The organism is Saprospiraceae bacterium, assembly GCA_016709995.1.
Classification (GTDB): domain Bacteria; phylum Bacteroidota; class Bacteroidia; order Chitinophagales; family Saprospiraceae; genus JADJLQ01.
On record JADJLQ010000001.1, the window covers coordinates 1,199,252 to 1,212,833 of the forward strand.

General features: G+C 40.1%; 9 protein-coding genes and 1 pseudogene. 2 read left to right on the forward strand and 8 right to left on the reverse strand.

The genetic code is table 11. The features are described from left to right. The 8 genes and pseudogenes from IPJ09_05055 to IPJ09_05090 form a co-directional block, all read right to left on the reverse strand. Positions 1-1,500 (reverse strand): OmpA family protein, encoded by a 1,500-nt coding sequence (locus IPJ09_05055; GenBank protein ID MBK7370800.1) that lies wholly within the window; start codon positions 1,498-1,500, stop codon positions 1-3. 30 nt (positions 1,501-1,530) lie between these two features. Then, the gene (locus IPJ09_05060; GenBank protein ID MBK7370801.1) at positions 1,531-2,946 is read right to left on the reverse strand and encodes a hypothetical protein; all 1,416 of its coding nucleotides are present in this window, start codon (positions 2,944-2,946) and stop codon (positions 1,531-1,533) included. A gap of 71 nt (positions 2,947-3,017) precedes the next feature. Beyond that, positions 3,018-3,809: a cytochrome c gene (locus tag IPJ09_05065; GenBank protein MBK7370802.1), complete on the reverse strand. Its 792-nt coding sequence runs from the start codon at positions 3,807-3,809 to the stop codon at positions 3,018-3,020. 3 nt (positions 3,810-3,812) lie between these two features. Continuing rightward, positions 3,813-4,331, reverse strand: a complete 519-nt coding sequence (locus IPJ09_05070; GenBank protein MBK7370803.1) for a DUF3341 domain-containing protein — start codon at positions 4,329-4,331, stop codon at positions 3,813-3,815. Positions 4,332-4,355: 24 nt separating this feature from the next. Then, complete coding sequence (nrfD, locus tag IPJ09_05075) at positions 4,356-5,792, reverse strand: polysulfide reductase NrfD (GenBank protein MBK7370804.1); 1,437 nt, start codon at positions 5,790-5,792, stop codon at positions 4,356-4,358. 43 nt (positions 5,793-5,835) lie between these two features. After that, entirely contained in the window at positions 5,836-9,018 is a 3,183-nt protein-coding gene (locus IPJ09_05080; protein ID MBK7370805.1) for a 4Fe-4S dicluster domain-containing protein, read from the reverse strand. Between the two features lie 40 nt (positions 9,019-9,058). After that, a pseudogene (locus IPJ09_05085) lies at positions 9,059-10,477 on the reverse strand (c-type cytochrome). A gap of 255 nt (positions 10,478-10,732) precedes the next feature. After that, complete coding sequence (locus IPJ09_05090; GenBank protein ID MBK7370806.1) at positions 10,733-11,527, reverse strand: thymidylate synthase; 795 nt, start codon at positions 11,525-11,527, stop codon at positions 10,733-10,735. 176 nt (positions 11,528-11,703) lie between these two features. Between IPJ09_05090 and panB the strand changes: the two genes are divergently transcribed. Together panB and mltG are read left to right on the forward strand one after the other, a co-directional pair. After that, positions 11,704-12,519: a 3-methyl-2-oxobutanoate hydroxymethyltransferase gene (gene panB / locus IPJ09_05095; protein ID MBK7370807.1), complete on the forward strand. Its 816-nt coding sequence runs from the start codon at positions 11,704-11,706 to the stop codon at positions 12,517-12,519. Between the two features lies 1 nt (position 12,520). Further along, positions 12,521-13,552 carry an endolytic transglycosylase MltG gene (gene mltG / locus IPJ09_05100; GenBank protein ID MBK7370808.1) on the forward strand — a complete coding sequence of 344 codons (1,032 nt, stop codon included), beginning with the start codon at positions 12,521-12,523 and terminating at the stop codon, positions 13,550-13,552. Positions 13,553-13,582: the final 30 nt, after the last annotated feature.

Here is a 13,582-nt window from a genome sequence, read left to right on the forward strand (position 1 = left end):
TTATTTCGTTAAAATTTTAAACTCTGTCCTTCTATTATTTTGTCTACCTTCTGGGGTGTCATTCGAATCGATAGGTTTAGATTGACCGTATCCGGTTGCCTTTAATCTGGCACCATCTACTCCTCTGTTTATCATATAATCTTTGACAGCCAATGCTCTTTTGTTGGATAGATCCAAGTTAGATCCGGCGTCACCGGTATTGTCCGTATGTCCTGCTACTTCTAAGGTCACACCGCTGTTATTGACCATAAGCTCAATAAGATTATCCAATTCGTATTTTGAATCTGGTGTTAACTTATCACTGCCAGTCTCAAATTGGATATGCTCCAACTTGATAGTTTGCTTTCCAACAAGACTATCTGTTTTCAATATTTTATCAACCTGGCCAAAAAAAGCATCTCGGCGCGATTTAACTTCAATGTCCAATACTTGCCCTTTGAATGGATCCTCATCAGTGTTTCTGATATTAGTGAGGTAAGTTGATTTTTGATTGGCTTTCCAGGATTCATATTCTTGTTCAGAAACAATCTTTACCAAACGCCTCATCGAATAATGTCCTTTACCACACAATTCGGCACAAGCCAACTCATAATTAAAGGCCTTCCAAAGTGGCTCACTCGTTGGATCCAATGGATCAGATGGAGCTAGATACTCTTTATATTTTCTAAGACGCTCACGATATTCTTCCGTCGTAGTTGTAGGCGTAAAAACGAAAAAAGTTGGCAATCCAGGTACCGCATCCATTTTTACTCTAAATTGAGGCAAATAGAAATTATGCAATACATCCTTCGCTATGATGCGCACTCTGACTTTCCTGCCTACAGGCAACACTATTTCATCTGCATTGAAATCATCGAGATTTTTAATATCGTTAAAATCCTGACCTAAAGCATTTAGAGGAGTTATTTTTTTATAATTTTTAGTACCTATAACCCCATCATTTCCCGCATACCGAATATTCCAAGCAAACTGAAATGCAGTAGCTTCAATCTCGATGGCATTATCTTCAGCTTTGGTATCCGCCATGATATCATTCCAGGCAATCAAGCCTCTGGCTACTAATATGACCAAAACAATAGAGGGCACAATAGACCAAATCAATTCTAATTTGGTGCTGCCAGGAAAGTAAATAGCTTTAGAACCTCTTTGACTTCTGTATTTAAAAGCATACCAAAATAATAAAATCTGAGTGACAAAAAACACAATGCCGGTATAGATCAAGGTCGTATTGAACATACCGTCAATACTATGGCCATGTATAGAGGCAGATTCATGTGGTCCATAGCCAAGCATCCAATTTTTATAATGATAAGCAGATACCACACAAAATATCAGAAAACCTATCATGAAAAATAATAATAACTTCCCAGTTATATCATAGTTCTGATAATTGATATCTTCTTCGCCCATGATTTTACTGCGCAGATCACTAAGTTTGCCGATCTGTACTACCACGATGGCTAGTAAAGCGAGGATGCCGATGATTATGATTGCGGTCATATTAATTTTTTATATCAAATATTTATAAGGTTATTGCACATGGTGATGTAAGCTTTCTGCATAATATGGGTCATTTTTAGCCTGCAATGGAGCCTTACCTATTTCTTTAAATACAAACAATAAAAATCCAGCCAGAAAGCCCAGCAAAACTCCTATATCAAGTAATCCAGGTATGGTAAAACCAGGTGTATAATCAGAGGAGGCTTCATGTCCGGTCTCATGCATTTCTTCTCCATGTACATTTTCTGTGGTCGAATGTTCTGAGGCAGAAGTTGATTCGTGAGTAGATTCAGCTGCTTTCTCACCTGATGGAGTGGTCATTTCTGCAGAGGCTTTAGTTTCAGCCTGATGAACCTCCATCGGCTTCGTCTCCAAAGTTTGTAGTTCCCCTATTGAGCTTCTCTCAGCCATTATTTCATGAGCGGTATGTAAAGGACCGGGCTTGGTCATTTGAAAGAAGTCCAACCAATGTCCAAAAAATACAAGCATTGAAACAAAGATCAAGGTTCCAACCTTTCTTTTGGTATCATTTCTCATAAATAAAAGGAAAGGCAAAACAAAGTTTAAGACGAGATTGCCATAATACAACACTTTGTAGTGATCAAACCTTTGTCGGAAATATATCGTCTCCTCACCAACATTACTATACCAGATCAACATATATTGTGAAAACCAGAGATAGGTCCAGAATATAGAGAAGGCGAAAACGAATTTGGCCAAGTCATGTAAATGTTCCGTGGTGACTTCTTCAAGATAACCCAATGACTTCATATAGATAATGATGCCAATGGTCAAAGCCATCATGGCCACAAATAAAGAAGCCGAACTATACCAGGCAAACATAGTGCTATACCAATGAGCATCCAAAGACATGATCCAAAGCCAAATGAATGCTGCACTTGTAAATCCGATCACTGGAAGAGCTATGGATGAATATTTTCTTAGTTGCACATGATGACTGAAACTGGCATTGCCATTTACATCTTCATCGAGCGATATAGATCTGATCTTCTTAGCGAGGAATATCCAAACGCCCATAACGACAATGGTAAATAAAGTAAAAAAGTTTTTATTCAAAAAACCTGATTTACCAATGATGACTTTGTCCGATGTACGAACTCCAAGGTCATTCCAATGATACAAGTGGTGATAGCCCATGTAAAGTCCGCCAGCAAGAATGAGCAATAAAACCAATCCAATCAATAAAAATTGCGCATAAGCTTCCCAAATTCTTTTGAATGCTACTACCCAACCCCCAAGTGCAACAACAGATACTGCGTATTTAAAAAGTGCAAATAAAGCTATCCCTGTGAAGAAAATGGAATTATGTAAAATAGAAGTCCAAAACCGGGTGTGAAACTGGTCATCCTTAAAATAAATAAATATAAGACACAACAATCCTACACCAAGTGTGGATAATAATACTGTCCGTGCCGTAGAGCTCAATTCGAACTTTTGAGCATGTATATCTGTCGATGTCATATGATGCTGATCTGCCATGTCAAATAATTAAATTATCAATGTTTGGGTAGTGATTCTTTAGGGGTCATTTCGTGTTCTTGCATAGCCTTTCCTGCCTCACCGGATGGTTGAGGTGCCCATTTTGCAAACGGGATATCTGAATTAAAGGAATTTGCCGTCTCGTCGTACTGAAGTTTTTTGTCTTTTGCCTGAAGTGAGCGGATATACTGAATTACCTGCCAACGCTCTTGATAAGAAAGCTTGTCAGCATAACTCCCCATTAAGTTTCTACCGAACATAATAGCATGGTAAAATCTGCCATTAGAGGAATGATAAAAAGTATCTTGTTTAAAATTAGCCGGAGCTACAGGGTATTTGCTTCCATCCCGCGCAAGATATCCGGCACCATCTCCTTTCTCGCCATGACAAATAGCACAATTGATATTATACAGTAATTTACCAGAAGCCAGACCGGCTTCCGTAATGGGTATTGGACTGGTAGTAATATCTTTTGAAGCTCGCACACGGTCATCTTCAGTGTCCGCATAATAATATGGTACCGAACCGTTGGCAGGCATACCCAGGGAAGAGGAAGCATCGCCGACCATACCTCTTGCTATCGTTCCCTTAACTGGAAGTCTGGGTGTAGCATATTTTTTATATTCAGCTTCAGTCCCCCACCGGTTAAAATAATAAAAATCATAAAAGTTGGCTTCATATCCAATAGGATGCACCATATCAGGCATGAATTCATGGCCAGTCTTATTGCCTCCAGCAGTAGAACAAGCACTACCCCACCACATCAGAGAGCAGATAAAACCCAAATAAATAAAATTTTTCTTACTCATAGATTACATTACTTTAGAATTAACCTCGGCGGCTCCTGTAGTTCTAAAAAACTCATTTACTTTAGAAGGATCAATATTAGATTTATTGAATGCGATACAAAACTTATCATCAGTAATTCGGTCGTCTAAAACTTCATTAGAAATACCAGGGCCGAGGCCACAAATAATATAGAAAGTGATGGTCATACCCCAGGCAGCAAATAATACCGTCATTTCGAAGGTAATGGGTATAAAAGCAGGAACCGACCAATATGGCTTACCACCAAAAATTATCGGCCAATCCTTGGTAAAAATCCAGGTCATTCCTAAAAAGGCGGTCAATAAACCCAACAAACCATATACAAATCCGCCCTGATGAAGTCGTGACTCAGACAGGTGTAAGGCCGAATCCAAGCCATGCACCGGAAAAGGGGTAAAAACATCCATGATAGAAAGATCCATTGAATTGGCTTTTTTTACCGCTTTCAACAAATCTTCCTCGTCGTTGTATAAACCGTATATTACTTCTTTATGATTGGACATAAGATCAGTTAAATTTAAATTTTATCAATGATGCGCTGCATGTTCTTCATGGTGTACCGGCGGATGTAGTGCTGCTTCTTTAGCTGCAGCATTATTTTTATCCACGTATTGATCACCAGCAACCTTTAGGATATGTTTCACTTCTGCGATAGCAACCACGGGAGCTAATCGCACAAAAATCAAATAGAAAGTAAAAAATATTCCCAGGGTGCCTATGAAAATTCCGATCTCAACCCAACTTGGAGAATATAAACTCCAGCTTGAAGGCAAATAATCTCTTGCAAGCGTGGTAGCTATAATTACAAATCGCTCAAACCACATACCAATATTGACGAAAATTGACATGAGAAAGGTCCAATAAATACTTCTTCTGATTTTTTTGGACCAAAATAATTGGGGCGAAAGCACATTGCAAGCCATCATGCCAAAGTAGGCCCACCAATAAGGCCCCAAAGCTCTATTAAAGAAAGCAAATTGCTCGTAAACGTATCCGGAATACCAAGCTATAAACAACTCTGTAAGATAGGCCACCCCCACAATAGTACCTGTGAGCAGTATGACTTTATTCATGGATTCAATATGTTCCACGGTGATGTAATCTTCTAACTTTAAGACTTTTCGGGTGATAAGCATCAAAGTCTGGACCATCGCAAATCCCGAGAAAATAGCTCCAGCGACAAAGTAAGGCGGAAAAATGGTAGTGTGCCATCCTGGAATCACTGAAGTTGCAAAGTCAAAACTTACTATAGTGTGAACTGAAAGCACTAGTGGGGTTGAGATACCAGCAAGAACCAAAGAAAGCGCCTCCCATCTTTGCCAATGTTTGGCTGAACCGGTCCATCCAAATGACAGAAAGTTGTATAATTTTTTACGAACACCTTTGGCTCTGTCCCTCACCGTAGCAAAGTCCGGAACCAAACCTGTATACCAGAAAAGGAGCGATACGGAGAAATATGTAGAAATAGCGAACAAGTCCCATAACAAAGGCGAATTAAAATTGGGCCAAAGCGGTCCTCTCGTATTTGGATAAGGGAAAAAGAAATAAACTACCCACATTCTACCAACGTGGATACCTGGAAACAAAGCGGCACAAATAACAGCAAATATGGTCATAGCCTCTGCTGCACGATTTACCCCTGTACGCCATTTTTGTCTAAATAACAAAAGGATGGCAGAGATCAGTGTACCAGCGTGTCCGATACCGATCCACCATACAAAGTTGGTAATATCCCATCCCCATCCAATAGTTCGATTGAGATTCCAACTTCCGATACCTACCCAAATAGTCCAAATGATACAAAACATACCAATGCTCAGGGCAGTTGTGGCAGCACCAAAAGCAAGAATCCATGCCAAGCTTGGCGCTCTTTCAGTAGCAGCACACAAATCTTCTGTGATCTGATGGTAAGTCTTGCTTCCGCGTATTAATGGTTCCCGGATCGGAGAAACTATTGCGCTCATATTTTATTCGTTAAATCACTAATAGTTAAAAAAATATTCAATTTCATGCTTCAATGGCTTCATCGCGGTTTGTAATCTTGGACATATATGTAACCGAAGGTCTGGTGTTTATCTCCTCCAACGCTTGATAATTAAGCGGATGAGCCACCTTTCCATGAACATTAGAAGCTTTATTATTAATGTTCCCAAAAGTAATTGCACCTGTAGGACATGCTGATTGGCAAGCTGTCTTTACATCGGTATCTACCAATGTGCGATTTTCTTTTTTTGCTGTCAATTTACCTTCCTGGATTCTTTGAGTACAGAAAGAACATTTTTCAATAACTCCCCTTGCCCTCACAGTGACATCTGGATTAAGAACCATCCTCGTCAAATTGTCTGTCATAAAAGGAGACTCTTCGCCTTCAGTGATAGAAGGTTCATTAATAGGCCATAGGTCAGCTTTCATATAGTCTAACCAATTAAATCGACGAACCTTATAAGGACAGTTGTTGGCACAGTATCTGGTACCTACACAACGATTGTAAACCATCTGGTTGATCCCCTCACTATTGTGGTTGGTAGCATTGACAGGACATACATTTTCGCAAGGAGCATTATGACAATGCTGACACATCAGTGGTTGAAACACTACATTAGGATTGTGAGCATCACCATAATAGTATCGATCTACTCTAAGCCAGGTCATTTCATGATGTCGGCTGACTTCTTTTTTACCCACTACGGGGACATTGTTTTCAGCCATACAGGCTACAGCACAGGCACCACAACCTATACAAGAATTGAGATCTATGTGCATATGCCACTGAAGACCTTTCTCATAAAACTCTGAATAATCAGGATAAAGTGTCTGATCATTGAGATGCTGGAATTCTTTGCGCTCTTCTTTAAGTTCACCTGCAAATTTCTCCAAATCACTAAGGTTAGCGCGTCTAATGACAGATCGATCTACTAAAGAGCCTTGAAAACCTTGCTTAGCTAAGCCGAAATAGGTAAAAAATACTGTAGCAGCTTCATCAGCATTGATTTTTGTACCGGTCTTCTTATCAATATCTTCTACTCCCATGGTATGATGATATTGTACACAAGCAAGCCTTTCATTAGAACTCAACTTGACAGGAGCAGCAGCTACGGTATTAAAGTACTGGATCAAACCATCTACTATTTGACAATAAGAAAAAACATTGGTACCAATATTTTTTCCTGCAGGGCCAGCCACTTTGCGACCGTAGCCTAACCCTATAGCCATGGTACCCGGCATTTGGCCAAACTGTTGAATAGTCTCTGTCTCAATAATCCCATTTCCTATACCCAATTTGACTACATCACCATTGGACAAGTCAAAAGCACCGACAAACTTATTGACGCCATTGAAAGCCACCGGCACTGCCAAATAATTACCCCAAACACATCGGGTCACCGGGTCAGCCATTTCTTGCAACCATGGGTTGTTGGCATGTTGGCCTGCTCCAATATTTACAGTTTCAAAAAACTCAATTTCGTTTTCGGCATTGACTGGTTGAGTTACTTTCAGATTACTTAAATCAATAGCAGGTATCGAGACGGCACCTGATTCAGTCGTACTCTCCTCTACAAAAACGCCATTATGTAAAGCTTGATCCCATGAATCATTGAGCAAATATGAATTCAACCAAACGTGCCTCAAATAATCATAATAAGGTGATTCTGCCTTTAGGTTTACTGTATTGCTGTCAGCCCACTTCAATAAGGATACTTCAGCCTGCCGGGTATTGAATAGAGGAGCTATGGTTGGTTGAATCAATGACAACTGACCTTTTTTAGGCTCCGCATCACCCCAGGATTCCAGGAGATGATGATTCGGCGCAATCATATTGCACAGATCACCTGTCTCATTTAATGATCCAGCAAAAGAAATTCTAGATTTTACTTTTGAAACAGCAGCTACAAATTTGTCAGCTCCCGGATAATCATAGGCTGGATTGGCATTGTCCAAAACGATGAGGACATCTATACTCCCTGCATCCATGTCTGCTATTAACTTTTCAAGGGCTTTTTCATCCCCTTGTCTTTGGTAAGAAGGAGTGGTAATATCTAGTGTCTTACCGTAATTCTCTAAAAGTTGGTTGATTCTATTGACGATAATTTGTTCAGCAACATTATTGGAACTTGACACAACTAAAGAGGCACCTTTGTTGGCTAGCAGTTGGTCGGCTACTTTGGCAAGGGAGCCGGCAGCTTTTTCATTTAGAGGCGGACTGGTCAAGGTAGCACCACCACTTTTCGAAGCCAGTGCATTGTATAAAAATGCAATAGCAGCTCCTTGTTCAGAAGGTCTTATCAGTATACGATTATCCGCATTGGACCCTGTCAGTGACATATGACTTTCTACTTGAAAATGGCGGGACATCTTGGCCCCAGCGACCTCACTTATTTTTCTTCCTTTGATATATTGGTGAGCATATTCGATAGGTGAAATCCATGTGCCCAGAAAATCAGCATTGAAGCTTACAATGACCTTTGCTTCGTCAAAACGGTAAGATGGGATAGCTTTTATGCCAAAATTGGTTTCATTGGCGATTAACAAGGCCGCAGAGGAAATAGGATCATAACTGATCACTTCCGTATTTGGATATTTAGATTTAAACTCTCCGATTACTTTTTTAGTGGTCGGAGACAATATCGTATTAGAAAGTATTCTGACTTTGGAGGCAGGTAATATTTCTTTTCCAATCTTCTCATCCAATACATCCCACGAAGCAGATTCCCATTTATTTTCTCCTTTGATCATTGGACCCTGGATACGGTGAGTATCATATAATGACAGCACCAATGCCTGGGCACGCGCGGAGGTACCTCCAAAGGATATATTAGAAAGTGAATTGCCTTCAATTTTGATGGGGCGTCCTTCTCTGGTTTTGACCAGGATGCTGCAATAATCGCCACCATTTACATATGAAGAAGCGTAATAATTTGCAATCCCGGGTACGATGCTATCTGGTTTGACCAAATATGGCAAGGCTTTTCGTATGGGTGTCTTACAACTGGCTGCCAAAGTAGCGGCTCCCAGTCCAAATCCCATATATTTAAGAAAGTCCCGTCGGTTGGACTGATGCTCTGGTGAGTCCTCTGACGGTGTAGTCTCATCAGGTCTAATTCGAGATTTTTCGTCGGCTTGTTTGAGGTAATCTATATCTGAGTTAAGATCTTTTTCTCCTATCCAGATTCCTTCTAATTTGTCGCTCATACTGAATTGATTCAAAAATTTATCTCTAATTTGTAATATATTAATAATGGCACTTTTGACACTCTAATCCGCCAATGTCTTCAACGGTCACTTTTTTCATCGTGCCATTTTTTAAAGCGTCATGATATTTCTCGTATTGACCAAGATAATAGTTGTTTGTGCTGAAGCTTTTCACCTCAGTTTCTCGGTGACAATTTACACACCAACCCATAGATAAAGTAGCATATTGCCTCACGACATCCATGGTCTCTACTTTTCCATGACATTGTTGGCACTCAATTCCGCCTACAGTTACATGTTGTGCATGGTTAAAATATACATGATCAGGCAGGCTGTGGATTCGAATCCATTCTACCGGACCTTGTATTTTAGGTTTGGTCGAACTGGTAAGACTGGACTTAATTTCATTCCACTGCTCATTCATCACTCTTTCCCCATCCCGGTCAATAGCCTTTATATTATTGTCTACGAGGTAGTTATCGCCAATCCATTTTTTAAATATCCCTTCGATGTCTTTCTCAGGGAGTTGATCATAGTTTGGTATATATTGATTAGTATTTGGGTTAAATCCTACAGAGGCAAATATTTTACTCAACTCTGAGGTACCATAAGTACTACCCTTGGTAATCGCTTTATGGCAATTCATACAGGTATTCATGGCCGGAATGACAGAATGTTTGCTTCTGCGGGCTCCATCATGGCAGTATTAGCAATCAATTTTATTCAGCCCGGCGTGCGTGGTATGAGAAAACTTGATAGGCTGGTCAGGTTGATAGTTTTGCTGCCGACCAAAGCCAATTCCGTTCTTTACCGTAGTATAGCCAGCTAAAACTACTCCCAGGATGATTAAAGTGGTGATCATGCCCTTACTGGTCAGAAATTCCCAAAAACTCTTAGGTTCTACAGGCACTTCACCAGCTTGAACTTTACTAAGACGATTGAGTCCGCCAATCAATCTACTGAGAATAGCGGCCATAAAAACCAATACGCCTAATAAAGCGTACCAAATCCAGCTCAACCCCTGAGGCTTTGTATCCGTCGTGACTGCAACTACCGGGGCTGCGGCTGCAACGCCATAGGTACCTGCAGCTACACCTTTTATATATGCCTCTATTGATAAAATTTGATCATCGGTCAAATTGGGGAATGCAGTCATGACAGTTGGACCCCATTCTTTCCAGAGTGCCTGAGCCCTTGGATGGCCTTTGGCAACTAAAGCCTGAGAATTACGAATCCATGCACTTAAATCTGCCTCCGGAAAGTCTGCCCATCGATCATTGAATCCTGCTAAAGCTGGCCCTGTAGCCCTGGTCTTCATGTCTTTTGCATGACAGGCAGCACAATTATTAGCAAACAAGGTTTTACCTTCATCAGGATTACCCTGAGACCAGGTGGTCGTGAGGAGACTTAGTGATAAAACAAAAAATAAACTACTAAATCTGAATATTTTATATATCATGAAAACTTATATTATAATATTAAGCTTATATGGTTGATATAGCGACGCAAAAATAGAAAATGGCGATCTGATTTTAAGATTTCTTTTAGATTGTTTTTTCTATTTAGACACTATCTAAATAGAATCGGTCTGTTTTCTTTCCTGAGGCAGACATTTTCCGCTTTTTCTCAAAATCATTTCGGTCCCTAAAGTATCTCATTCTTTATTATATTTCAAGTCTTTAAAAATTCGTTCATTCTGGCTTTATACTTAGCGCTACACTGCTACCGGAGCTTTTATAGTTGCATATGGTGAATAATCTATAAATTCAAAATCGTCAAAATTGAAGTTAAAAATATCTTTAGCTGATGGAGAGATCTTTAATAAGGGGAGTTTACGTGGTATGCGAGCCAATTGTTCTTTGGCTTGATCCAGGTGATTTGAATATAAATGAACATCACCAAAAGAATGTACAAAATATCCTACTTGTAATCCAACCACTTGCGCAATCATATGTGTAAGCAAAGCGTAAGATGCAATATTAAAAGGCACGCCTAAAAAAACATCAGCTGACCTTTGATAAAGCTGGCAAGACAATTTACCATCAGCTACATAAAACTGAAAAAGGCAATGACAGGGACACAAAGCCATCTCATCCAATTCAGCCACATTCCAGGCACTCACTATCATCCGTCGGGAGTCGGGATTGTTTTTGATCGTATGGACCACTTGTGAGATCTGATCGATCGATCTGCCATCTGGAGCAGGCCAACTACGCCATTGCCTACCATAGACCGGACCTAAATCCCCCTGAGCATCAGCCCATTCATCCCAAATCTTCACTCCATGATCTTTTAAATAGTTAATATTGGTGTCTCCTTTCAAGAACCAGAGCAATTCATAAATAATCGATTTAATATGAAGTTTTTTAGTGGTCATGAGTGGAAACCCGGCATTCAGGTCGAATCTCATCTGGTATCCAAACAAACTTTTAGTGCCAGTCCCGGTACGATCATTTTTTACACTACCCTCGTTTATGATTTTTTGAAGAAGGTCTAGATATGCCTGCATGGGGCAAAAATAATAAATGATAATTTCTTTAATGTGTTAATAATCACGATTGCGATATAATATTTACACGGAATAAGAATTTATACTGGCAAATATGATTTAAGGAATGCTCTGAATATTCAAGATTATACTTGTAACTTTTCGGCCGCTAAAATTCTAAGAAATAAATAAATATCATGTCGGTACACAAAGAAATTAAAAGGATTACTACCCAGGTATTGCTGGAAATGAAGGCCAGAAAAGAAAAAATTGCCATGTTGACTGCTTATGATTATTCTATGGCGAAAATCTTTGATGCTGCAGGGATGGATATATTATTAGTAGGTGACTCTGCTTCGAATGTAATGGCTGGTCATGAGACCACTCTTCCAATCACGCTCGATCAAATGATTTATCATGCGTCATCCGTAATCCGGGGAGTCAAAAGGTCCTTTGTAGTAGTCGACTTACCTTTTGGCACTTATCAAGGCAACTCAAGGCTGGCCTTAGAAAGCGCCATTAGAATCATGAAAGAATCTGGTGCTCATGGTGTCAAGCTGGAAGGGGGGCAGGAAATAGAAGAAAGTATAAAGAGAATCCTAAGCGCCGGGATACCCGTCATGGGACATCTTGGGTTGACTCCCCAGTCGATATACAAATTTGGGACCTATACCGTACGAGCTAAGGATGAAGAGGAAGCAAATAAATTAAAATCCGATGCAAAGTTACTCGAGACGATAGGTTGCTTTGGATTGGTGCTGGAAAAAATACCCGCAGCATTGGCTCAGGAAGTCAGTGCAAACATTTCCATTCCGACGATTGGCATTGGCGCAGGTCATGATACGGATGGTCAAGTGTTGGTATCGCATGATATGTTGGGTATTAATAAAGGGTTCTCCCCTCGTTTTCTTCGCAGATATGCTGACCTCTATGAAACCGTGCTGGGTGCAACACAACAGTATATCGCTGATGTCAAGGCAGTGAGCTTCCCCAATGACCAGGAACAATACTGATATGAAGAAAAAAATATTTTGGATTCTTGCAGGAATATGCTTTGCTGGAGCTGGCATGGGCTATTATTATTATGATCAACTCTTCTCCCCTGTCCTGTTTAAAGAACTAAAGCAAAAAGAACTCAAATTAAAGACCGGATCTACCTTCGAAGATGTTCTATACCAGTTAAAACAAAATAATCAGCTGGCGAGAGAAAATGGATTTAAATGGTTGTCCCAAAAAATGGGCTACAATGATAAATCAGTAAAGCCCGGCCGGTACATTCTGACCCCGGGAATGAGCAATATAGAGCTTGTGAGGTTATTGCGAAGTGGTAATCAAACTCCGGTCAAAATAGTCATATACGAAGGCAGAACACCGGATGATATCATTCGAAAAGCGGATGACCACCTGGAAACGGATATGGCGACCCTGCTCGACACCTTATACAGTGAATCATTTTTGGCTTCTATCCAGCACACCAGGGACAATGCAATGAATATATTTATTCCGAATACTTATGAAGTCTATTGGAATATTTCGGCCAGAAATTTTTTGATTAAAATGAAACAGGAAGCTGATAAGTTTTGGACTAAAAACAACAGGATCTACAAAGCCAAACTTAAAGGCCTTTCGACGGATGAAGTATATACGATGGCCAGCATCGTAGAGAAAGAAACCAACAATAAAGCTGAGAAACCTATCATTGCAGGGGTCTATCTCAACCGATTAAAAAAAGGCATGCGTCTACAGGCAGATCCGACCGTAGTTTTTGCAAAAAAAGCTTTTTCAATACAAAGAGTAAAACTGGCTGATCTGGAATTCAATTCGCCGTATAACACTTACCTGAATGATGGGCTTCCGCCAGGTCCTATCTCCATCGCCTCCATAGAAAGTATTGACGCCGTCCTGGATGCTGCTGATCATGATTATGTCTACTTCTGTGCCAAACCTGGCGCAGTCGGCCAACACAATTTTGCAGCTACTCTTGCAGCTCACAATGCCAATGCGAGAAAATTTCATGATTGGATGAATGAGCAAAAAATAAAATAAATCCATCATTTTGACTTCAAGATCCAAACA

What these genes read in the sequence shown, in the direction of transcription:
- IPJ09_05080 (MBK7370805.1), bottom strand. Translation starts at nt 9,018, where the DNA reads ATGAGCGACAAATTAGAAGGAATCTGGATAGGAGAAAAAGATCTTAAC.
- IPJ09_05070 (MBK7370803.1), bottom strand. Translation starts at nt 4,331, where the DNA reads ATGTCCAATCATAAAGAAGTAATATACGGTTTATACAACGACGAGGAA.
- IPJ09_05090 (MBK7370806.1), bottom strand. Translation starts at nt 11,527, where the DNA reads ATGCAGGCATATCTAGACCTTCTTCAAAAAATCATAAACGAGGGTAGT.
- nrfD (MBK7370804.1), bottom strand. Translation starts at nt 5,792, where the DNA reads ATGAGCGCAATAGTTTCTCCGATCCGGGAACCATTAATACGCGGAAGC.
- panB (MBK7370807.1), top strand. Translation starts at nt 11,704, where the DNA reads ATGTCGGTACACAAAGAAATTAAAAGGATTACTACCCAGGTATTGCTG.
- mltG (MBK7370808.1), top strand. Translation starts at nt 12,521, where the DNA reads ATGAAGAAAAAAATATTTTGGATTCTTGCAGGAATATGCTTTGCTGGA.
- IPJ09_05065 (MBK7370802.1), bottom strand. Translation starts at nt 3,809, where the DNA reads ATGAGTAAGAAAAATTTTATTTATTTGGGTTTTATCTGCTCTCTGATG.
- IPJ09_05055 (MBK7370800.1), bottom strand. Translation starts at nt 1,500, where the DNA reads ATGACCGCAATCATAATCATCGGCATCCTCGCTTTACTAGCCATCGTG.